The 23559-nt window shown below is 36.2% G+C and carries 19 protein-coding genes, 1 pseudogene and 1 riboswitch; of the genes and pseudogenes, 7 read left to right on the top strand and 13 right to left on the bottom strand.

Translation table 11 applies throughout. The features are described from left to right. Positions 1 to 245: 245 nt before the first annotated feature. Entirely contained in the window at positions 246 to 569 is a 324-nt protein-coding gene (locus B2R82_RS13005; RefSeq protein ID WP_286925273.1) for a DUF1033 family protein, read from the bottom strand. A 91-nt stretch (positions 570 to 660) separates the two neighbouring features. Between B2R82_RS13005 and B2R82_RS13000 the strand changes: the two genes are divergently transcribed. From B2R82_RS13000 to B2R82_RS12980, 5 genes are all read left to right on the top strand, one after another. Continuing rightward, positions 661 to 2388, top strand: a complete 1728-nt coding sequence (locus tag B2R82_RS13000; RefSeq protein WP_286925272.1) for a globin-coupled sensor protein — start codon at positions 661 to 663, stop codon at positions 2386 to 2388. A gap of 44 nt (positions 2389 to 2432) precedes the next feature. Next, positions 2433 to 2714, top strand: coding sequence for an acylphosphatase (locus B2R82_RS12995; protein WP_286925271.1), 282 nt, complete (start codon positions 2433 to 2435; stop codon positions 2712 to 2714). A gap of 242 nt (positions 2715 to 2956) precedes the next feature. Beyond that, on the top strand, positions 2957 to 3541 hold the full coding sequence (locus B2R82_RS12990) for a YdeI/OmpD-associated family protein (RefSeq protein ID WP_286925270.1): 585 nt from the start codon (positions 2957 to 2959) through the stop codon (positions 3539 to 3541). A gap of 331 nt (positions 3542 to 3872) precedes the next feature. Next, entirely contained in the window at positions 3873 to 4451 is a 579-nt protein-coding gene (locus tag B2R82_RS12985; protein WP_422655558.1) for a 5-bromo-4-chloroindolyl phosphate hydrolysis family protein, read from the top strand. Between the two features lie 126 nt (positions 4452 to 4577). Next, entirely contained in the window at positions 4578 to 5642 is a 1065-nt protein-coding gene (locus B2R82_RS12980) for a toxic anion resistance protein (protein WP_286925267.1), read from the top strand. Positions 5643 to 5707: 65 nt separating this feature from the next. On the opposite strand, the gene B2R82_RS12975 is transcribed toward B2R82_RS12980, so the two are convergent. The 9 genes and pseudogenes from B2R82_RS12975 to B2R82_RS12935 form a co-directional block, all read right to left on the bottom strand. After that, a complete protein-coding gene (locus B2R82_RS12975) occupies positions 5708 to 5905 on the bottom strand; it encodes a DUF6501 family protein (RefSeq protein WP_286925266.1) in 198 nt (65 codons plus the stop codon). Between the two features lie 294 nt (positions 5906 to 6199). Then, positions 6200 to 6931: an amino acid ABC transporter ATP-binding protein gene (locus B2R82_RS12970; RefSeq protein WP_283872676.1), complete on the bottom strand. Its 732-nt coding sequence runs from the start codon at positions 6929 to 6931 to the stop codon at positions 6200 to 6202. Positions 6932 to 6943: 12 nt separating this feature from the next. After that, a complete protein-coding gene (locus tag B2R82_RS12965) occupies positions 6944 to 7669 on the bottom strand; it encodes an amino acid ABC transporter permease (protein ID WP_283872673.1) in 726 nt (241 codons plus the stop codon). A 190-nt stretch (positions 7670 to 7859) separates the two neighbouring features. Next, entirely contained in the window at positions 7860 to 8726 is an 867-nt protein-coding gene (locus B2R82_RS12960) for a transporter substrate-binding domain-containing protein (RefSeq protein WP_286925265.1), read from the bottom strand. A 118-nt stretch (positions 8727 to 8844) separates the two neighbouring features. Next, positions 8845 to 9031: riboswitch (Lysine riboswitch) on the bottom strand. A 386-nt stretch (positions 9032 to 9417) separates the two neighbouring features. After that, positions 9418 to 10650 (bottom strand): 2-oxoglutarate dehydrogenase complex dihydrolipoyllysine-residue succinyltransferase, encoded by a 1233-nt coding sequence (gene odhB, locus B2R82_RS12955; RefSeq protein ID WP_286925264.1) that lies wholly within the window; start codon positions 10648 to 10650, stop codon positions 9418 to 9420. 90 nt (positions 10651 to 10740) lie between these two features. Continuing rightward, positions 10741 to 13567: pseudogene (locus B2R82_RS12950) on the bottom strand (2-oxoglutarate dehydrogenase E1 component). 232 nt (positions 13568 to 13799) lie between these two features. After that, positions 13800 to 15194 carry a sensor histidine kinase gene (locus B2R82_RS12945; RefSeq protein WP_286925263.1) on the bottom strand — a complete coding sequence of 465 codons (1395 nt, stop codon included), beginning with the start codon at positions 15192 to 15194 and terminating at the stop codon, positions 13800 to 13802. Continuing rightward, positions 15191 to 15865: a response regulator transcription factor gene (locus B2R82_RS12940; RefSeq protein WP_286925262.1), complete on the bottom strand. Its 675-nt coding sequence runs from the start codon at positions 15863 to 15865 to the stop codon at positions 15191 to 15193. The genes B2R82_RS12945 and B2R82_RS12940 overlap by 4 nt, the downstream gene beginning before the upstream one ends. A 114-nt stretch (positions 15866 to 15979) precedes the next feature. Continuing rightward, positions 15980 to 18007, bottom strand: coding sequence for a diguanylate cyclase domain-containing protein (locus B2R82_RS12935; RefSeq protein WP_286925261.1), 2028 nt, complete (start codon positions 18005 to 18007; stop codon positions 15980 to 15982). A 550-nt stretch (positions 18008 to 18557) separates the two neighbouring features. Between B2R82_RS12935 and B2R82_RS12930 the strand changes: the two genes are divergently transcribed. Continuing rightward, positions 18558 to 19106, top strand: a complete 549-nt coding sequence (locus B2R82_RS12930) for a GNAT family N-acetyltransferase (protein WP_286925260.1) — start codon at positions 18558 to 18560, stop codon at positions 19104 to 19106. 114 nt (positions 19107 to 19220) lie between these two features. Here B2R82_RS12930 and B2R82_RS12925 read toward each other — a convergent pair whose 3' ends face one another. Next, on the bottom strand, positions 19221 to 20297 hold the full coding sequence (locus tag B2R82_RS12925; protein WP_286925259.1) for an undecaprenyldiphospho-muramoylpentapeptide beta-N-acetylglucosaminyltransferase: 1077 nt from the start codon (positions 20295 to 20297) through the stop codon (positions 19221 to 19223). A gap of 277 nt (positions 20298 to 20574) precedes the next feature. Between B2R82_RS12925 and B2R82_RS12920 the strand changes: the two genes are divergently transcribed. Next, a complete protein-coding gene (locus B2R82_RS12920) occupies positions 20575 to 21222 on the top strand; it encodes a cyclase family protein (RefSeq protein ID WP_286925258.1) in 648 nt (215 codons plus the stop codon). Positions 21223 to 21413: 191 nt separating this feature from the next. Here the strand turns inward: B2R82_RS12920 and B2R82_RS12915 are convergent, their stop codons facing one another. Together B2R82_RS12915 and B2R82_RS12910 are read right to left on the bottom strand one after the other, a co-directional pair. Beyond that, positions 21414 to 22160, bottom strand: coding sequence for a CAP domain-containing protein (locus tag B2R82_RS12915; RefSeq protein WP_286925257.1), 747 nt, complete (start codon positions 22158 to 22160; stop codon positions 21414 to 21416). Between the two features lie 483 nt (positions 22161 to 22643). Then, on the bottom strand, positions 22644 to 23546 hold the full coding sequence (locus B2R82_RS12910; RefSeq protein WP_286925256.1) for a CobW family GTP-binding protein: 903 nt from the start codon (positions 23544 to 23546) through the stop codon (positions 22644 to 22646). Positions 23547 to 23559 lie beyond the last annotated feature (13 nt).

Here is a 23559-nt window from a genome sequence, read left to right as displayed (position 1 = left end):
AACCATTTTACTGTACCTTGTTTCATTTAAGAAAACCTCCAAAAAATAAAAGTGAACAATATGTAATTTCTTCAGCGAATGAAAAAAATTCACATATTACAAAGAGTACCGAACTAACGCGATCACTTTTTGTAATATGTGAATTCATGTTTCCGGTGAAGCAATTAAATTGTTAACTTAAGTATAACCACCATTCATAATTTTGTCAAATAAAGAAAATTGTTTTTTTATTTAATTTCAAAATTTTATTTCAATTCTTCTGATTTTATAGCTATAATACCATGATAAACTTGTGTATCATCATCACAAGCCTCACAATAAAAGCTTTCATCCTCCGACCAAAAAGCCCAATATTTCCCTTCTTTTGTTGCCTCATTGTCGTATGTTAATCGAAAGTGCTCTAATTTTTGCGCTAATGCCAATTTAAATTGCTCTTCCGTTGCAAATGTTTCATTCGTTTGAATAAAAGCTTCCCAGCCTTCAAATTTCCACCAAGGCTCATAATCAGCTTTCATGTAAAGTATTGTATACATATTTGCCCATTCCCTGCTGTCATAAGATATTCTCATTTTAGCAAACACACATGAAATGTCTATTAAAACACCCTGAAATATGCTATTATTACCTTATTATTCATACTTTTTGGGAGGTATTTTTTTTATGTTTTCAAGTATTCGACCGAAGGCAGAACTCGAAGAATTATTAAAGCGTGGTACCAATTTGAATGCAACTGGCCGTTTCCATCAAACTTTAGCATTTAACCACTTCAATTCTCATGATGAGGAAAATTTAAAGGCTCTTTACAACAAATTAAAAGATATCACACCATCTATGAATGCTATTTTTAACAATTATTTAAGTGAAATCTCCCCTACCTCTCAGCAAACAATTAGTGAAGAAAATATTAATCGATATTTGACACAATTTTTCTTAGCTACACGTGATGATGAGTATGTAGATGAAACAGTTAAATTTTTCAATTTGTTTCGAAAAAATCAGTATGAGCCTGGTAAGTTAATTGTTGTTTTCAATCAATTTGCCTTTTATATAACAACATATATTTTACATAATTTCGGTATAAAACCGTATAAGGCCTTTGAATACATGAAATCATTCCAATCTGCTGTCAATGTCGATCAAGAGCTACTTGTTGAAGTACTAACAGAACGAATTATTGAAAATGTAGTCGCAGAAATATCTTCTTTAATGGATGTTAATGCTAAAATTATGTACATGAAGGATTTAGTATTCAGTTTAGATAAACAAAATGAAGAAATCCAATCCTCTACTGCCGCAACAGAAGAAATTGCCGCTTCCATTAATGAGGTTGCCCGTATGTCTTCCCATATTTCTGAAAAAACAACGGAATCTGTAGATCATGCCATTAAAGGGAAAGATGCTATTGAGCACGCATTATCTGAAATCTTCAAAACGGAAGAAACATTTACAGCAATTGTTGAATCTTTTTCGGAATTACAAAAAAGAGTAAATGATATTGAGCATGTAGTAACCTTGATTAACCAAATTGCTGATCAAACAAACTTACTTGCGCTAAACGCTTCTATTGAGGCGGCACGCGCAGGTGAACACGGTAAAGGCTTTGCAGTAGTGGCACAGGAAGTTCGAAAGCTTGCTGAGGGCACTGTCTCAGCACTAAGTGAAGTTTCTACAAACGTGCATCATTTAAAAAGCTATTCGAATGATGTAGCTAACTCCATAACGGAAACAACAGACATCATTAAGGATGCAACCGTTGAGGCAAAAGAATCGTTGCCATTATTAAACGCTATTGTTAGTGCCATTGAAGGAATTAACCTGGATGTCACAAATACGGCTGCTATCTCACAGGAACAGGCAGCAGCAATAGACGAGGTATCTACAAGAATGATTGAAATATCTAATTTACAGGATGATATTCGAGACTATAGTCATAATACATCTAGTGATATACACTTATTAGGAAAAGAAATTAACCGTTTCCGTAATGATATTGTTGCCAATAATAATGTTCAGCTATCATCCATAGCACTTTTACAATTATCAAAGGCAGATCATATTTTATGGAAATGGCGAATTTATAATATGTTCCTCGGCCTTGAAAACGTACAACCGAGTGATGTATCTTCTCATAAAGATTGTCGTCTAGGTAAATGGTATACTTCTCCACGCTCAGTAGAACGTTTTGGACACTTACAAGATTATCGTGATCTAGACGCCTATCATATACGTGTCCATGAGTCAGCAAAATTAGCAGCAGAGGCTCATAAGGCTGGTCATATACAACAAGCCGAAATTCATTTAAAAGAAGTAGACCAGGCATCTGAGAAAGTTCTCTATTTTATTAATAACTTAATTGCTCATTTAGAAAAAGAACGTGTAATGCACTAAGTAGAGGGGACTCTTCCCCTCCTTAACTAGTAGGAGGTTTTAGCGTGAACAAGCGAGCGCTGATTAAATTTTTTGGTGATGTATATGGTACAGGCTACCGTTTTTTCATTAAACAAAAAGCGATTGAACTAGGATTAAAGGGATATTGTAAGCTTAATGACCAAGAACAAATTGAAGTTGAAGTTGAGGGATCTAAAAAGGCAATAGAAGAATTCCTGTTATTTGTCCAAAAAGGTGTAAGTCCACAAGCAGATTCTAATTCCTTTACTTTAGAGCTTCATGATGATTTGAAAGGATATGTGCGAATGGAGTCAGATATTGTTTAATTAGGACAAAAGCTAGTTAATAATAAGATTGATGATATTCTCAAAAGGAAATGCTGCTTAGGCAAATTTTGATTGAGGTTTATTGCTTCAATCTTTTTTAGGTTCCGATATTATGCTTCTCCCTAGTACATTTGGCTATGCTAGACATGACACCTTCTCATGTTTTATTATAAATCAATTGATAAAATTGATTGTTGTCTTTCTTGACTTCAGATTAACAAATTGATGAGAGGTGTTCCGTAATGAATAGTATGAATCCTAAGGTTGATGAATTTATAAGTAAGGCAAAAAAATGGCAGGAAGAATATAGAGCGTTAAGAAAAATTGTTCATGATTGTGAGCTGACTGAAGAATTTAAGTGGATGCATCCTTGTTACACGCTTAATAATAAAAATATAGTTTTAATTCATGGGTTTAAAGAATATTGTGCGCTTCTATTTCACAAGGGAGCACTATTACAGGATACGCACGGGATTCTCATTCAGCAAACCGAAAATGTTCAGGCAGCACGCCAAATTCGCTTTACCAATGTTCAAGAAATAGTTGAAAAAGAAGCAATCATAAAGGACTATGTCTCACAAGCAATTGCAATTGAGAAAGCAGGCTTGGAAGTAGCGTTAAAAAAGGATAAAGAGACTATCCCTGACGAACTTCAACAAAAATTTGAAGAAGAGCCAGCCTTGAAAACTGCCTTTGCGGCACTAACGCCTGGACGGCAAAGAGCATACATTCTTTATTTTTCTCAACCTAAACAATCTAAAACAAGAGTGTCAAGGATTGAAAAATATATACAGCAAATTCTTAATGGTAAGGGATTAGATGATTAAACTTTTTAGACTATAACATTTACAGGTATCATTAATAACAGTGCCATCATTACTTATGGCATTTTGTCATCTTCAGGAGGTTTTCCAGAAAAACGAGACCTCCTCCCTACCTACTAACGATTTAAAAGATGTTATAGGAACATAGAAAAGGCTAACCTAAATTAAATACATATTCATCAAAATAAGCATAAGCACAAACCGATTGGGAACGTTAATCTATGATAGTTATTAATAGGGCTCCAAAGATTTCCAGTATTTAAAGTATTATCATTGAGAAACTTAACAATTAGCAGTAAAATTTATGTAAGGTTTAATTTTTCAATGAAACTTTATGTCGATTATTTCGTATAAGAAGATAGACATATTGAAAAGCAAGGAGGAAGAAACAATGCTTAGTGTCAAACAGTTTTTCACTAGACATACCGCTAGCTTCTTTATTTCTCTAACAACTGTTTCCTTTGCAGCAATTGTGGCAAATCCAGGATACTTCCTTGGTGGTTTATTTTTTGCTGGAACTTACGCGACGAGTACAGCGTTGCTGAAACATAGACAGAAGAAGAAAGTTATGCAATTAACTGGTATAACAAAAGAAGAATATAAACATATTGAAACCCAAATTATAACTGCCAATAAACATATCCAAACATTGAGCCAAAACTACTTACGTGTACGCTCTGTTGCAGCATTTAAGCAATTGCTTGAAATGACGCGTATTTCAAAAAATATTGTAAAAATTGTCAAGACAGATCCCCGTAAATTTTATAATGTAGAGCAATTTTTTTATGCACATCTACCTTCTGCTGTAGAATTAACGGATAAATATACAATGCTATCGAAGCAGCCTGTAAAGGATTCAGAAATTCAAATAACTTTATCTAAAACAAGGGAAACACTGANNCGATTTAAATGATACGATTCAGATTGATTTAAAGGATGCGCTTTCCAATGATATCGATCACCTTCAAATGGAAATCGAATTCGCGAATCGTTCCAATAATAGAAGAAGAGAACAATTGGAGTGGCGAGGCGATGATAAGTGACAGCAAATGATCATGCATATCAACTTAATACAATACAAGGGCTCTCCCCCCTTGTACAAACTTATTTAGAAACAACGAATAACGAGGCGATGGCGACCTATGAAACGCTATCGCCTCTTGCGCAAAGTCGTGCACTTCTATATGCTAGTCAAATTGATTTGGAAAATTTTGAATCCGTACTATCTTTAGGGCAAGACTCACAACGATCACTTTCTCACTTCGCGGATCGCATGCTTGCACAGGTCAAACAGAAGGATGTTACCAAAATTGGACAAATGTTAGATTCATTAATGCAAACATTAGATCGTGTAGATCCTAATGCTTTAGAGCCAAAAAAGCAATCTTTCTTCAAAAAAATGTTTGGTAAAACGGAACGCCCAATTAAGCAAACATTAACAGAGTTTGAACGAATTAGTATCCAAGTCGAGCGAACTGGTGTACAGCTAGAACGTGCACAGATTCAGCTCATAAAGGATGTAGAGATGCTTGAGGAGCTTTACTCACATAATAGAGGATTTTTTGAGGAGCTTGCTACTGCGATTGCTGCAGGACAAATGAAAAAGCAGCAAGCCATTGAGACAGAACTACCGACAAAGGTGCAAAGTGTACAGGCAGCAAAGCAACCTCTTGCAGTCCAACAGCTTAATGACTTAGCTGCTCAAATTGAACGTCTAGATCAACGCATTTATGACTTACAAGTTTCACAGCAAGTTGCCCTACAGACTGCACCTCAAATACGTATGATTCAGCAAGCAAACCAAACACTTGCAGAAAAAATCGAATTTTCAATCGTTACCCTTATACCGCTTTGGAAAAATCAGCTGGCCATGATGCTATCCATGAATATGGATCAACACTATGCACAGCTTGAGGAACGTTTGTCTCGCACACACGATCGCTTTACGAGCCCCTCTTTCGAACAGCAAGTATCAAAATTCAGAGAAACTCAGCAGGAGCTCAAGACGGCTATTCAGGATGTATTTGCTCTCCATACTGCAACAGAACAGGAAAAACAGCATTTACAAGATGTCGCTGAATTAAAGGGCTTTAAGAAGGACTAATGGTAGTTTTCTCGTGAACGAAGGGTGGCTCAGAAATCGTCTGAACCACCCTACTTTTGTGAAGCTTATTCAAAATAGTCTTTATAATAGCCACCGATATTACCTGTATTATCGATAATAAAGATGAACTCTTCTGTTTCATTTTTAACTTCATAATCTTTTCCAACCGTTAATACATTGGACACTAAGTATTTAGATGCATTTGTATGCTTGCACTTGACTGTGCGAAGTGTTGGCTCATCTTTCCATTTTAAATGTAACATAATCTCTCTACCTCTCTTTACTAGCTTGAAGCTAATGTCTACTGCTTATTTTATAATATTTTAGATCTTTTGTGGAGAAAAAAACCATAGAAGACCCTATTTTCTTGATAAACAACCATTATTATTATAAATTTTTACTTTGAGGTGTTATTATGAGCTTTGGTGGTGTACCGCAATGGTTTTTTATCATTGCCGTAGCATTTGCAATTTGCTTTATTCTTTATGCTGAATGGAATTCTAGAAAATAAAGTGAGCCCATTTATTGGACTCACTTTTTTCATACCTATCTGGAACTTATTTTAATGTACGCTTTAAAAATTCCTTCGTTCGTTCATGCTGAGGCGTGACTAAAACCTGAGAAGGTGGTCCCTCCTCTACAATTACCCCTTTGTCCATAAATACGACACGATCTGCTACTTCTTTTGCAAATTCCATTTCATGTGTCACGATTAACATCGTATTTCCTGCATCTGCGAGTTGACGCATAACCTTTAATACTTCCCCTACCATTTCTGGATCAAGAGCAGATGTCGGCTCATCAAAAAGCATCACATCTGGACTCATCGATAGTGCACGCGCAATAGCCACACGCTGTTTTTGCCCACCAGATAGCTGTCTTGGCTTGGCATTAACATATTGATCCATACCAACAATTTTTAAATATTCTAAAGCTGTTTTTTCAGCTTCTGATTTTGAACGCTTTAATACTTTTATTTGACCAACTGTACAATTGTTCAATACATTATGATTGTTAAATAAATTAAACTGCTGGAAAACCATCCCTAAATGTGTACGATATTTTTGAATGTTATGCTTGTCATCCAGAATATTTTCACCTTTGTAGATAATCTGTCCACCACTTGGCGTTTCCAATAAATTGATGCAACGAAGTAATGTTGATTTACCAGATCCAGAGGAGCCGATTAAGCACACTACCTCCCCCTTCTCTACTTGAAAATTGACATCCTTTAACACTTGGTTACGACCAAATGATTTACTTAAATGCTTGATTTTAATAACTGTCATTTGTGCGTCCCCCTATATCGCTTCTTTCTGTTCTTTTTGATAGGCATCTGGTCCATCAAGTCGTTTTTCAACATATAGTAAAATTCGTGATGCTGTAAATGTCATAATAAAGTAAAGGACACAAGCTACAAAGAATGATTCAAAATAGCGGAAGTTATTCCCTGCAATTGATTTTGTTTGGAAGAATAATTCTGTTACCCCGATAACGTTTAAAACAGCAGTATCCTTAATATTCATAATTAATTGGTTCCCTGTTGCAGGTAATACATTTCGCGCAACCTGTGGCAGTACAACATGCAGCATGATTTGGAAATGATTCATACCGATAGCTGAAGCTGCCTCATATTGACCTTTATCAATTGAAACAATACCACCACGAACTATTTCAGCCATATAAGCACCGGTATTCAAAGAAACTACTAAAATACCTGCTGTAATAAAATGCATGTCGATACCAAATGCTATATCCAATCCGTAGAAGACAACCATCGCTTGTACAATCATTGGTGTACCACGGAAGAATTCAACATAGCATGTTAGTATAAAATTAATCAGCTTTAAACTGTAGAACTTTACACCTTTTTTACGAACCGGAATGGTATGCATAATCCCGATGAAAAATCCGATAAATGCACCAATAATTGTACTAATACTCGAAATCAATAAGGTATAATACGCACCTCGTAAAAACATTTGCCAGTTGTTCTCTACAATAGAGATAATCCATTCAAGACTCATGATGTTCCTCCTAACAACATAGTGTTGCTTGTTTCTTCTTTATAATCCTAGCTAACTAACCATGATAAACACGATTGTTCTACCATTTTATGAAATGTTTAGCTAAGACATTATCATTATTTAGAGAGGTTCTCATTGAATAATGATGAAATGACATTGCACGGACTAGCAAAGAGTCCGTGCATCCATGTTATTGTGCTGCCGGTTGTTGCTGAATTGCTTCTTCCATCATTGTTTGGCGATCATCTTCTGAAACTCCTTTTAAAATTTCATTGATTTTGTCAAGATTTGCCTCGCCTTTACGTAAACCAACTGCGATGGATGTGTTAGAAGGATCTGTATCAAAGCCTTCTTCAAACGCTACATATGCGAATTTATCATTAGCTGCTGCAGCTGAAATACCTTCTGGACGTTCTGCTACATAGCCATCAATTTTACCAGCCTCTAGAGCTACACGCATTGCTGGGAAGTTATCCATAGCAGTTTGCTTTTGCACATCTTTGATTTGGTCAATCACATTGTAGTTTGAAGTGTTTAATTGTGAAGTAATTTTAGCACCGGAGAAATCCTGAATTGATTTTGCTTTTTCATATTTACTCCCTTTTTTAATAACCATTACAAAATCAGAAGTATAGTAGTTTTCAGTGAAATCAATCGTTTGCTTACGTTCCTCAGTAGGAGACATCCCAGCAATAATAGCATCAATTTTATTGGATTGAAGTGCTGGCACTAATCCATCCCATTCCATTTTGACAATCACTAATTCTTTTCCTAAACCTTCAGCGATTTTTTTGGCCATTTGAACATCATAGCCACCTGCATACTCTGCATTATCTGCAATTTTTACTGCGCCATTTGCATCATTTTGCTGTGTCCAGTTGAATGGAGGATAACCTGCTTCCATCCCAATACGGAATTGCCCACCATCTTCTGATCCACCTGAATCAGCACCAGCATCTCCAGATTTACCCGAATCCTTTTTGTCCCCAGCACCACAAGCAGCTAGCACAATTGCCGTCATAATAGAGATCATTACTAACAACCATTTTCTTTTCATGAAAAACTCCCCTTTTCTGTAAAAAAATAAGACAACTGTACTAAAAAAGACCTAAGCTTTGAACTTAGGTCTTACCTTTAATTGACAGTTGCCCAAATCCTCACTATAATTTCCATGTTTCCGAGATAGCACAACCTAGTAAATGTGGAAAGCAACTTACTAGGACAGTCCTGCACTTATTCACTGCAGACCCAGTATAAAAGTACGAGCTCCTTTTATACTTCGGCGATATTTCCTTCTCCATTGCGTCTTCGCTTGCTTGTACTCAACAATGGACTAATAAATACCGCGCCTCTACCTCACAACAAAATTAATGTGAGGTTTGTTTATTTAATTGATATCTAGATACTACTATAAAACGAACTTATTCGTCAAGATAATTTTATCATTTTTCTGATTAATGACAATATTAGGGTTTTATCTATCATAAATCCATTATTTACTTTTGCAATGTAAGCAAATATATTGAAGTTTTAATGAAAAAAATCACAAATTATTATCATCGATAGTAATACTAGTATTCCAAAAGTACCTTAAGAACAATGGTGTTACCGTACAATGTTTTTATCCAATATGTTGAAGGTTCTATTCACTACTTTGGGGATTCTATCCCATCATTTTAGCATTTCTATCAGCTAATTCTATCCTGCATATAAAAGAAAAAGCCCTGCAAATCGCAGGGCTTTGGACATTAAGAATTTAATAATAAATCTTCTGGGTTTTCAAGTAATTCTTTTACTGTTTTAAGGAAGCCTACAGAATCTTTACCATCGATAATACGGTGGTCATAAGAAAGCGCTAGGTACATCATTGGGCGAATTTCTACTTCACCATTCACTTCAACCGGACGTTTTTTGATGGAGTGCATACCTAAGATACCAGCTTGTGTACCATTCATGATAGGTGTAGACATTAATGAACCAAATACACCACCATTTGTAATTGTGAATGAGCCACCTTGAAGATCTGCTAAACCTAATTTTTTGTCGCGAGCTTTTTTCGCTAGGTCTGCAATTGCATCTTCAATTTCAGCAAAGTTTTTACGGTCAGCATCACGTACAACTGGTACCACTAAACCTTCTTCTGTCGATACAGCTACACCAATATCAAAGAAGTTGTTTAAGTGAATTTCGTCACCAACGATTTGTGCGTTCACATATGGGTATTTTTTAAGTGCTGCTACTACTGCTTTTGTGAAGAATGACATGAAACCAAGTTTAGAGCCTGTTGACTCGAAGAATTGGTCTTTTTTACGAGAACGTAAAGCCATAACATTTGTCATATCAACTTCGTTAAATGTAGTTAACATTGCAGTAGATTGTTTTACTTCAAGTAAACGTTTCGCAATTGTTTGGCGACGACGACTCATTTTTTCTACTGTTACACGTGATTCATCTACAGCTGCTACCGCTTTTGGCGCTGCTGGAGCTTGTGGTGCTGCTACTGGAGCTGTCCCATGAGCTGCCACGTCTTGGACACGTACACGACCTTGTGGGTCTACTGGAGATACAGCAGCAAGATCAATACCTTTTTCGCGAGCAAGTTTACGTGCTGCTGGAGATGCGATTACACGCTCACCAGAAGTTTCTTCCACAACCGGAGCTGCTGCAGCTGGGGCAGGTGCTGCTTGTGGTACTGCTTGCGCTGGTGTTGCTTCTGCTGGAGCAGCTGGAGCTGGTGCTGCACCTTCGCCTGCTTCTACAACTGCGATAACTTGACCAACAAGTACAGTATCGCCTTCCTCAGCTAAAATTTGAGTTAAGACACCTGCTTCTTCGGAAATAATTTCAGCGTTTACTTTATCTGTTTCAAGTTCAACGATGAATTCACCTTTCTCAACGCGATCGCCCACTTTTTTTACCCATTGTGCGATACTTCCTTCTGTAATCGATTCTGCTAATTCAGGGACTTTAATTTCAGCCACTTTCATTTCCTCCTTTAATTAACGTGCATAATGCACATAGAAGGGCCACTCGCCTAAGCAAGCAGCCCGGCTTCAAAAATTAATATATGATTATTTAACCTTTACAGGCTCAGCAACCGCTTCTTCTACAACTGCGGCTTGAGCAGCTTTATGAGAATCAGCATCACCTTCTGAAGTAGAGCTCATTGCAGGGCGACCTACATAACGAAGCTTTTTACCTTCTGAAAGTTCATAAAGTGTTTCTAATGCATAATTCCAAGTACCTTGGTTTTTCGGTTCTTCCTGTACCCATACTACTTCTTTAACATTCGGATACTTAGCAATAATACCAGCAACTTGCTCTTTTGGGAATGGGTAAAGTTGTTCTACACGAATAATGTGTAAGTGATCGAAACCTTCACCGTCTTTAATACGGTCTGCAATGTCGATCATCACTTTACCAGTACCAAGTACAATGCGCTCTACAGCTTCTGGTTTTGAACCTAGACCCGGTTGTTCAATTACCTCTTGGAATGAACCATTTGCTAATTGCTCAGCATTCGCTGCAGCTAATGGGTGACGAAGTAGGTATTTAGGTGATACAACCACAAGTGGACGAACACCTTCAGTTCCTAGCAACGCTGCTTGACGACGTAATAAGTGGTAGTAGTTACCTGCATTTGAGCAGTTTGCTACGAACCAGTTATTTTCTGCTGACATTTGTAAATAACGTTCCATACGGCTTGAAGAGTGCTCTGGACCTTGGCCTTCATAACCATGAGGTAAAAGAATGACTAAACCGGATTTTTGACCCCATTTAGCACGTGCACCTGAAATAAAGTTATCGAACATCACTTGTGCCATATTAGCAAAGTCACCAAATTGAGCTTCCCAAACTGATAGTACATGGCCATTTTCTAAATTATACCCATACTCAAAGCCTACTACCCCAGCTTCTGTCAGTGGAGAGTTGTGTACTGTAAATGATGCATTTGCACCAGAAATATGGTGAAGTGGTGTAAATACATTACCATTGTTTTTATCATGTAATACTAAGTGACGTTGCGAGAACGTACCACGTTGTGCATCCTGTCCTGTAAAGCGAACTGGTGTGCCATCTTGAACAATCGTAGCATAGGCTAAAGTTTCAGCATGACCCCAATCGATTTTTGCAGAAGCAAATGCTTCACGACGTTTCTCTAAAATCTTACCAAGTTTTTTCTGTGGCTCGAACTTTTCTTCAAATACTAAAAGCTCTTCATTTATTTTTTCTAGACGCTCCGCACCAACTGCTGTACCAATTTGTGGGAACTCTACCTTTAATTCTTCAGGCATTTCTAAATGTTTATGCTCATCTTTAGTAGCCATTTCTTTAACATGATCATAAGAAGCTTGCATTTCTGCGTAAATTGCTGTATCTAATGTCGCTACATCATCTGCCGAAACAACACCCTCTGCTACTAATTGTGCGCCATATAAAGCACGAACAGTTTCATGTTTAGCCACTAATTTATATGTTTCTGGGTTTGTTACAGTTGGATCATCTGTTTCATTGTGACCGTGACGACGGTAACCAATTAAGTCAACGATAATATCTTTACCGAATTTTTGACGGTAGCTAGNNAGCTGCAAAACGACCAACTAATGATACAGCCTCAGGACTATCTGCATTCACATGGATAACTGGTACTTCATAACCTTTTGCTGGGTCAGAAGAATAAACAGATGAACGAGAATCTTGTTGTTCAGTTGTAAATCCAATCATATTGTTAGCAATGATGTGAATTGTACCACCAGTTGTGAACCCTTCCGTTTTCGCAAAGTTAAGAACTTCTGTTACAATCCCTTGACCTGGGAATGCAGCGTCACCATGTACAAGAATACCTAATCCTTTTGTACGGTTAAAAATTGCTTGACCTGGCTTAGACGTATCATCTTGAGCCGCACGAGTAGAACCTAAAACAACTGGGTTTCCTACTTCTAAGTGTGAAGGGTTGTAAGCAAGTTTAACGTTCATACCAGATTCGCGATTGTAAGAAGCACCCATGTGGTATTTTACATCACCTGTCCAACCTTTTGTGATTTCAAGTCGACCATCCTCTGGTAAAAATAATTCATTGGAAACATGTGCAAAATCAGAGAACATCATGTCATATGGTTTATTTAAAATATGTGTTAATACATTTAAACGGCCACGGTGTGCCATACCAATACGCACTTTTTCTACATTATTTGCTTCAGCTGTTTTTAAAATTTCATCAAATAAAACGATTTGTGTATCTAAACCTTCACCTGAGAAACGCTTTTGACCAACGAAAGTTTTATGAATAAACTTCTCAAAATTTTCAACACGTGTTAAGCGATCTAATAATGCTTTTTTCTCATCAGAAGATAATGCTTGTTTAAATGAACCTGTTTCAATTTGTGCTTGAATCCAATCACGTTCTTCTGTTGCTGCGATGTGATTATATTCAAATGCCACTTTATCTGTATAAACAGATTTTAAGTAATCAATTGCATCCTTACCATTTTTCACGTTTGCTGGCACATCTTTGAAGAAGATAGCTGCAGGAATTTCAGCTAAATCTGCAGCGCTTAGATTGAACGCGCTTTCTTCAATTTGAGCTGTTTGTAGTTCACGGTTTTTCAAAGGATAAATATCTGCCGCCAAATGACCTTGCGTACGGATTGCATCTGCTAATCTCACAGCTGCTAATACTTTTTTGTAATCGCCAGCAGGAGCCGCTGTGCTATTAGCTACCGCTACTTCACCTTCTACTACTACTGGTGCACCAAATTGTTGGAATAATAATACTAACTCCGGTTCTACTTCTTCAGGAGACTGTAAGAATAAGTCGTATTGCTCCATCACATATCCTAGGTTAGGACCAGAGAAAGCTGACCATGGAGAACTTACAGTTGTAACGTTGTTCGACATGAAAAATGACCTCCAAATTTTGCCTTTCGGCAGTTCCATTAATTAAATTACAATTAATTATATAATATTTTTCCGTTCTTTTAAAGGATGTTTGACACAACTTATCCATATTTTAAAGAACGTTTTTTCCATCTCAATCTTACTACTCTTCACAAAAAATACAACTCTTTTTAGGAAATTAAGCAATTTTTTTCGCAAAGGCTAAAATAATTTAATAAAGCGTGAATTTTTCTTAATATTTTAGCGGGAATTTAATGAAGAAAACGGTTCCAATATTTATCTCACTCTTGACTTCCACAGAACCATTATATTTTTCAAGCAACATTTTTGTGATACTAAGTCCTAAGCCTGTACCGCCTTTTTGACGATTTCTAGCCTCATCAATCCGATAAAATCGATCAAAAATGAATGGTATATTTTCTTGTGCTATACCAATTCCATTATCTTCTATTTTTAAAAGCGCCTCATTTCCAGCGACTGATAATGTAATTTGAATCTCCGGAATTTTTTCACAATAGCGAATGGCGTTCTCAACTAAATTACGAACTATTTGACTTAGTGCATTTTCTGTTATAAATAATAGACCTATTTCTCCATTTTTAGACAACGTTATTCGAGCTTCTGGATGAAGACGCTCCATTTCTCCTATAACAACTTCAATAACAGCTACTGCGTCAGCCTTGCTCATATTATCCTTTTCTTCACGACGTGCAAGCTCTAGTAATTCTTCAATCATTTTACGAATCCGTGCAATTTCGGTTAGTGAAGTATCAATCGATTCCTTTAAGATTTCCGGATCATCCTTACCCCACCTTTTCAGCAGGGAGAGATGTCCTTCGATAGCCTGAATAGGCGTACGTAGCTCATGGGAAGCATCTGCAACAAATTGTTGCTGCTGAGTAAACGAAATTTGCAGTTCATTCATCATCGCATTATACATTTTTAAAAGATCGCCTATCTCATCATGAGATGTGTATGTTAATTGAATTGGTTCATTAAATCCTTTATCCATTACGTTTTTCATGGACGAACGCAAAGCATGTAGGGGCTTCATCAAATAACTGGCTAGATAATAACCAATTGAAGCCGATAATACTAAAGCTCCTAAGCCCGCTATTAGCATGGCAGTCAATAAATAATGCATCAACGACTGGAATCCTGATAATGGATGAATCACCTGAATGTATCCACGAAAGAAACCGAGCTGAATCGGTTTATTAATAACATAAACATCCTTTTTATCAATTGTCATTTCAACAATTTCCCCCATTTGCGTAAGAGGAGCAGTCTGTGAAGGATTATTAACCCCTGAAGTATTAACAATACGTAAAACCTCTATTTTATCTAAATTAAACAATATTACTGTTTGATCACTGGAATTTAAAAGCCCGATGTTTTGTTGAATTTGCTGAATGGTCAAATTGGGTCCTTGTGATTCAAAAAAAGACACCACATCATAGCTTGTCCGTTGAATTTTAAGTTGCTCATCATTTAATAGCCATGTATGCAATGAAATATAAACGACTATACAAATAATTGTAAAGCTAAAAAAGATAACAGCACTAGACGTAAACATCCATTTTCTTTGCAATGATTGATTGACAAATATCTCTCTCAATTTTTTCATTCTCGCATCACATACCCTACCCCACGAACGGTTTCAATATAGGCATTCATATCACCTGGTAGTTTTGTTCGTAAATGCCGTATGTATACATCTACAACATTTGTTTCAATATCAGTTTCATAACCCCAAACAGAAGTTAAAATTAGCTCTCGCGTACAAACTCTATTTTTATGTTCCATTAATAATTTCAGTAAATCATATTCTGTTTTCGTTAAATCAAGCCTTTTTCCTTGTACAAGTACTTCGTAGGCTGCTACATCAATGACAATATCGCGAAAACGTAGTGCCTCACCGTTTTGCTCATCTGGTGTTACACGGCGCAAAATTGTTCGAATCCTAGCTAGTAATTCTTCAATAGCAAATGGTTTAACAATGTAGTCATCTGCTCCAGCATCTAAACCTGCTACACGATCCATCACAGCGTCACGTGCCGTTAGCAAAATAATTGGTACATTTGACTGCGTTCGTATACGCCGACAAATTTCAATACCATTTATGCCTGGAAGCATGACATCTAATAAAAGAACATCAACATCCTCAGATGAAGCAAGAGCTAATCCTTCACGTCCATCAAAAGTGACCAACACATCATAGCCCTCATGCTTTAACTCTAGCTCTACAAAGCGAGCGATATGTTTTTCATCTTCCACTAAAAGTATCTTTTTAGGCATTTTTCCACCTTCTATTCTAATATGGTGATAAGGAATTCTTCCTTATCATGTTATAGCATAACATCAAATAAAAAGTCTGTACCACAAGCAAATACTTGTTTGTACAGACTTTATTTAATGTGTTTCTGTAATATAAAGTTTATTTTTTCCAAATTCTTTCGCTTTATAGAGCGCCTGATCCGCTAAATCCAGTAATTCGTCTAAATTTTTTCCATGATCAGGATAATACGCAACACCGATCGATGCAGTCGGGGCAAAATAATTATTTTCAATAATCCAACCTTTTTTTAGTTCTTCTCGGATGCGCTGAATAATATGCATCATTTGTGCTTTTCGCTTTTCATTATCCCTAGTTAACCCTGTTAGAATGACAATAAATTCATCGCCACCAATACGAATCACTAAATCATGGCTTCTGACAGAGTTGACTAAAACTTGCCCAAACTTTCGGATAAAGTCATCGCCGGTATCATGACCATAATGATCATTTACATCCTTAAAGTCATCTCCATCAATATAAAGCATCGCCAAACAATTAGTCGTCTCTTGTGCTTCTGCCAGTAGCTTTGGAAACTCCTTTAATAAATAACGTCGGTTGGGTAGCTGTGTTAACGTATCATGATAGGCTAAATATAGTAGATCGTTCTCCCGCTCTTTTCGATGTGTAATTTCACGAGATACCATCATAATTTGGGAAACTTTTTCTCGTTCAGGATCATGTACAACGGTTACGTTTCCTTCTGTCCAAACAGGTGTACCATCCTTGGCCTTGAGTAAAAGCTCAAATTGTGTATCTGTTAGTCCAGAATAATTATTTAAGAATGTTTGCCAAGCCATTTTACTTTCCTCATCGACAATATCACTGTAAAACTGACCCTGTAAATCTACATTTTCATAGCCTAAGAAAACCCTATAGGACGGTGAAGCATAAATAATAATACCATCCTCGTTAGTTATAACAATCAAGTCATTTGTATTTTCAGTTATTAGACGAAATGTGCGTTCAATATTTTTTAATTCCGTTAACATTCTTTTCTTGTCCGTAATATCATAGTTAATGGATAAATATTGTTCTGTCCTGCCAACTTCATTTTTTAACGGAACAATTGCTGCTTCTACCCAATAATCTGCATGATATTTTGTACGGTAGCACAGTTCTCCTCGCCAGATGTCCCCCGCCTCAAGCGTTTCATTAATTAAGTGCATTAAATCCTCTGTATGGTAACTAGGTTCGATTAATGTATAAGGTTTACCTATAAGCTCCTCCGCCGTATAGCCTGACGCATTTAAAAATAGATCATTTACTTCAATTATTATGCCATCAACATCCCATATAGCAATGGCCGTCGCAGAGTTTAACGCAGCCTTAAAAACTTCTAAGCCATGCGATTTTAAACGTAATTCTGCTTTTTGCTCAGTAAATTGTGTGAAATCCTGCATAATAAGAAAAATCGCAAATGAATTATCTCCTTGCATAACAGGAGAAAGTGACATTAAATAGAAGCGCTCTTTTTTATCCAATGTATGGAGCTTGATAAGTTTCTCCCCAATATTTTCGCCCATTGCTGCTCTTTGTAGAAAAGTTTGAATGTTTTCTCTCTCATCATTAGGAACAATTGGTAAATCAACAAACAATTTCCTTTTTACAGCATCGTTATCTAATCCAAAGTCTTCCATAAAGCTCGGGTTTACTTCATAAACTGCCCCCTCTGCAGATAGAATGACAGTTGAGAAAAAGGCATGGTCAAACATTGAGCGCATAAATAAAAACTTATCCTCAATATTACGGTCATAGAGAATCTCTTTTGTAATGGCTAAAATATAGTCGTCGCCCTTGTATGTAAGCGGACGAACAGATGTCTCATATTTTCGAATCTCCGATTTATAATAAGCATAATCCACATAATCGATTTGAGCATGCTTCATAATGGCTTGATGATAAAATTCCTGAATAATTGAAAAATTGTGACTTGAGGTAATGGTAGAAAGCATTTTCCCAATTGCCTTATCTGATAATAAAGCTTGAGCTGCTTGATTTAAGCGAATATATTGATAATCGTCTCCTACCTTTTTCATTAGAAAGACAAAATCCTTGCCAATAAATAATTCATTAAATAATTCTTCGCTTAAAAGATACTCCATGCTGTCACCCCCATAAGTCGTTGAAATTGAAAAAGAATTATTATATTAATGTTTATTTATACAAAAAAATCAATAATACTATTATAACATATTTTAAAAGAAATACTTCTTTTGAATTACAGATATTATATCCTTTTTAGGATATTTTTTGATAGTTTACCTCTTTTCAAGAAATTAAATAATACAAAAGAAATAGAATGACTATTGTAGCTTAGTAAAAATTGAGATGATAGACTTAATATCCCTAAATAATTTTCATACAAAATTAAGTATTTATAACATAATTTACTTTTCAGAATTGACTGACTATTAAACTTAATTTTTGTTTTAGCGAGTAAAATGATTGCATTAAACAGTAGAATTGTTATATTATATTAAAAAAACTAGCCTTTTTTCGGTATGGTCGAAAATCAGTAAGACAGCGGGAAATTATGGTTATCATAGTTATAACGTCTAGTTCTTTGGGTTTTAATTCCAGTACGAATTTTAGTTTTCTTCTTTATGTTTCAACGGAATTGTTTTAACTACCCTAGTAAAGGAGGCGTTTCGTATGCTTAAACATCGAGACCTACATGAATGTACAGAGCTTTATGAGCTATTATCACACCCTTCTGTTTTCCCATTTGTTCGTCAAAAAGCCACATCTGCTGATGAATATTGGTTTATGACAAAACAACTGATTGAAGAAGAAGCGAAGGGACTCGCTATTTCTAGGACCATTACTGATGATTGGGGTCAACCAATCGGCACCATCAGCATTCATGATGTTGAGGAAGGTGCAGGCTTTTTAGGAACGTGGATTGGACTTCCTTATCAAGGCAAAGGTTATAATCAAAAAGCAAAGATGCTATTTTTAAACGAATTATTTTACGACTATAATTTTCATACGGTGTTTCTCCGTATACGTGTTGAAAATAAAAAATCACAACGTGCAGCTTTAAAGTTACCTTATGTCGTAAGTGCAAACGAATGCCATCCTACATTATTATCGCAGGTTAACAGTGGTGAAGCGCAATTTAATTTATATAAAATCCCGAAAGACCTGTTCTATTTGACAACAGCTAACGAAATATTAGAGGGCGAAGAACAAGCAATGTAAATAAAAAAAAATTCTTCAAAATAAGCTATGTGTTCTGTCATATTGACTAGCACATAGCTTTTTTAGTGGTTATTGCATAAGTTATGTCGGTTCTATCAATCCATAACCTAACGGCTACTTTTTATAGTGCAAAATTAATTCTGCCATTTCTTTTGGCGTTTTTGGTCTTTGTGTTTTTTTCATAGTTGCTACCATGTCCCCTTTACGCTCAGTCAAAACATGCACTGATTTTTTAAAGGATTCCTTTGTCAGTTCTTCCTCTTCTAAAACCTCTGCATAGCCTTGTCTTTTAAATAAATTTGCATTTAAAATTTGATCACCACGGCTCTTTTGCGCAGATAACGGCACCAATAACATCGGCTTATGAAGTGCTAAAAATTCGAAAATAGAATTGGAACCTGCACGTGAGACGATAAAGTCTGCTGCATGTAATAAATCTGGTAATTCTGTTGTTACATATTCAAATTGCTTATACCCTGGCATAGACGCTAATGTCTCATCAAAATTGCCCTTACCGCACAAATGAATAATTTGAAATTGCTTGACAAGCTCTGGTAAATTTTGACGCAATGCATCATTTAAGACAACCGAACCTAAGCTTCCCCCCATCACAAGTAAAACGGGTTTTAATGTAGTAAAGCCGCAAAATGATAATCCCTTTGCCCGCTCCCCCTTAAATAGCTCTTGACGAATGATAGAACCAGTACAAGTTGCCTTTTCCTTTGGCAGATGCTGTAAAGTCTCTTCAAAAATAGTAAAGATATGAGAGGCAAATGGCAAGGCAATTTTATTGGCCAACCCTGGTGTCACATCCGACTCATGAATAACCACTGGAACGCCAGCAAGTTTCGCCGCCATCACTACGGGGACAGAAACAAATCCACCCTTTGAAAAGATCACTTGCGGTTTCACTTTTTTGATAATACGAAAAGCCTGCATTATCCCAGCAAGCACTTTAAACGGGTCTGTAAAATTCTTCATTGAAAAATAACGACGCAATTTCCCACTTGAAATTCCGTAAAACGGAATGCTAGGAAATGCTTCGCCTATTAATTCCTTTTCAATGCCCTGCTCTGAGCCAATATAGTGGACATCATAACCTAGTTCTTGTAAAGAAGGGAGTATCGCCTGATTGAGTGATACATGACCAGCTGTCCCTCCACCGGTTAAAATGATTGTTTGTTGTTTCACTTAAATTCTCCTATTCCTTAAAAGCCATAGTAGCATCACTACTTATTGTTTACAGTCTTTTATTTTACTATATGCAGATGAAAAGATATAGATGAAGCTTTTAATTTTTCAGCTTTTCCCCATTGAAATAGGCTATATTAATACTTACATTAAAATAAACACAGCTAAAATCATCTTTAATGAATTTGATAAAAAGATGAAATATACTCGGACAGACATTTAGTTATGTCAGCTTTTAATGGTACAATAGCATTAAAAAAGATAGAAAGGTTTTACTATGAAAATAATTGATTTAACGCATACGATAACTGAAAATATGCCAGTCTATCCTGGTACAGATCAGCCTTCATTAAAAATCATTTGCAATCACGAAAGTGACGGATTTAAAGAGACCTCCCTGACTATGGCTTCTCATACAGGCACGCACATGGATGCACCGAATCATATATTTGCAGATAGAACTACACTCGATAACCTACCAGTCGAACAATTTATAGGTTCTGCGTTAGTTATTGATTGTAGCGACTTACAGCAAGGAAAAGAAATTTCGATGAATCAAATTAATGTGGTAAAAGAGAAGGCTGATCAAGCGGATTTTTTATTATTTTTTACTGGATGGGACCAATACTGGGGCACACCTACTTATTTCGGAAACTATCCATATTTGACAGAAGAAGTCGCAGATTACTTAATACAAAGCAAGAAAAAAGGTGTTGGACTTGACGTAATTAGCATTGACTCGATGTCAGATGCTAAATTAACAATTCATAAAAAGGTTTTAGCTGACAACGATTTTATTATTGTTGAAAATTTAACGAGACTTGGTGAAATTGGTGATGGATTATTCACATTCTGTGCTCTGCCCATTAAATTTAAAAATGCTGATGGTGCCCCTGTACGAGCGGTTGCCATATTGAGTGATTAGTTATCGAGTGATAAAAACACTGCCAGATAAAAAAAGAACTTGCTTTAAATATAGGAAACGGACCCTTTTGCAAATTGACTTTTTATGTTTTTCAAATCTAACAAATTAATAGATAAATATAAAAAAAGATGTCCTATAAGTCATTTTCTACTTATAGGACGTCTTTCTATGAAGCTATTTCATTGTAAACATTATTTTTGAATAAATTGTTGTGTCCAGTAGTTACCTGCTTTCACGTAGCCAACACCAATATGTGTAAAGCTGCCGTTTAAGATATTCGCACGGTGACCTGGTGAATCCATCCAAGCTTGTACGACTTCTTGAGGTGAACGTTGACCTTGTGCAATATTTTCCCCTGCACTCTTATAGCTAATACCTAATGCTTTCATACGATCAAATGGTGAACCAAATGTTGGGCTTGTATGTGAAAAATAATTTTTAGTTTGCATATCTTGTGATTTTTCACGTGCAGCTGCCATTAATTTATCATCCGTTTGTAGTGGCGCTAATCCAGCCTTCGTACGCTCAGCATTTGTTAATTTTACAACCTCTTGCTCAAAAGCACTAACATCTGAAGTAGTTGTTGTTGGTGTAGATTGAGTTGGTGCAGTTGTTGTATTGTCTTTTTGTGTTGTTTGCGTATTGTTAGTCGTTGTTTGTGTATCATTGTTTGTTGCTTGTGTATTGTTATTGTTATTCTTTGATGTTTCGTTATTCGTTGGTTTTTCTTTTGATGGAGCTGATTGTTGTGGTAATTTTATTTGCCATTTATGATTTGACCATTGATTTTGATTTGACCAATTATAGTGATAAACATTTTGACAATTAGAATTTTGTTGTACTGCGTTCTCCTCTGTAGTATTTGCTGCAGCCGAAGCGATTTGAATTGGAGCTGCTACTAAAAATGTTGCAAAAATTGCAGTTAGTGATTTTTTCATTTTGCAATTCCTCCTTCTCTGTCACTAATCGTAAGGGAGGATTTCAAAAAAATTTTTACCAGCATCTGTTAACATCACCATCAGAGATATGAATCCGTATAAAATAGGGGTTTTTTTGCTATAATTTTTAGCAAGTTCCACCAGTCTATGAAATACTTACGTTTTAAATAGGGTTGACACCCTTCAAAAGCTAGTGAATAGTTTCAATATTTTAATAACATAACTCCAAAACCTACTAATAATTTTATCAAAATATTCCCTTTTATCGATGAAGGTAGAGGCGCTACAGTTATCTGATGACAAAAAAATCTGCCATTCTTACTAAAAAAGACAATTACAACATCTATTTTAGTAGGAAGCACAGATATGATTTTTTATTTAGATTCAGTGGGCGTTCGTACTCTAACTAAGATTTTGAAGAGGAGCTTCTAATAGGCTTAAAAAATCAAGACGCAAAGATGCTGGGGCGTCATGATTACTTGTTTACTGAATACCAATAACGTTTACATCCCCTACATTTTCACCAATGATAACTAATTTCGCTGGCATTTTTACGTATTCAGGGAGCCATTGGACCATCCCATATGCATATTGAAATAACATAGGATTTCTTACACCTTCAATTGGTACATACCCTTTCATACGATAGATCGTGTCAGGCAATGAACGAACCCAATTCTCAAATTGCTGTTGCGTGAAGTCTATGCCCTTAAATTCAATTAATCGTGATCCCAGATGCATAGCTGCAATCGGTGATTTTAAGATATCACTTTTGTCCACTTGTGCAGTTGCCTTTAAATCTTCTAAGAGACGTAACGGTACACGACCATTTGTTGTTTGTAAAATAAAAGCATGAGGATTATAGCCCTGTAGCTCATAAACTACACGAGCCTGCTCCGCCTCTGTTAATAAATCTGTTTTGTTGGCCAATAAAAGATGGGCATGACGGATTTGCTCCATAAATAAAGAGCGAACTTGTGGTGTTAACGTCTCACGATTCAACCAAAGCTTTGAATCGGCTACAGTGACAATTCCCTTCACATTCAATTTTTCAGCAAATAATGGCGAATAGACGGCATCTAATGCTTCTACAGGATGTGCAGCACCTGTTGTTTCAATAATTAGTACATCAAACTCATTATCCATTAATAGTGATTGAATTTGTGCCTCTGTTTTTTCTGCACCAGAACAGCAGATACAGCCCTCTAGCATCTCTTTCAACGGAATATCCTTCTCAACAGCCTGTGAATCAAAAGGTAGCTTCCCAAGCTCATTCATTATAACTGCTGGCTTTAAGTGTTTTTCCTTCAATTGTCGTATTACATCTGTTAGCATGGAAGTTTTTCCACTACCTAAAAAACCACTAAATAAATAAACATCCTTCACAATTTTTACCTCC

The sequence above is a fragment of the Lysinibacillus sp. UBA6686 genome (assembly GCF_002455205.1).
Taxonomy (GTDB): domain Bacteria; phylum Bacillota; class Bacilli; order Bacillales_A; family Planococcaceae; genus Lysinibacillus; species Lysinibacillus pakistanensis.
This window is presented reverse-complemented; position numbering and strand designations above follow the sequence as displayed.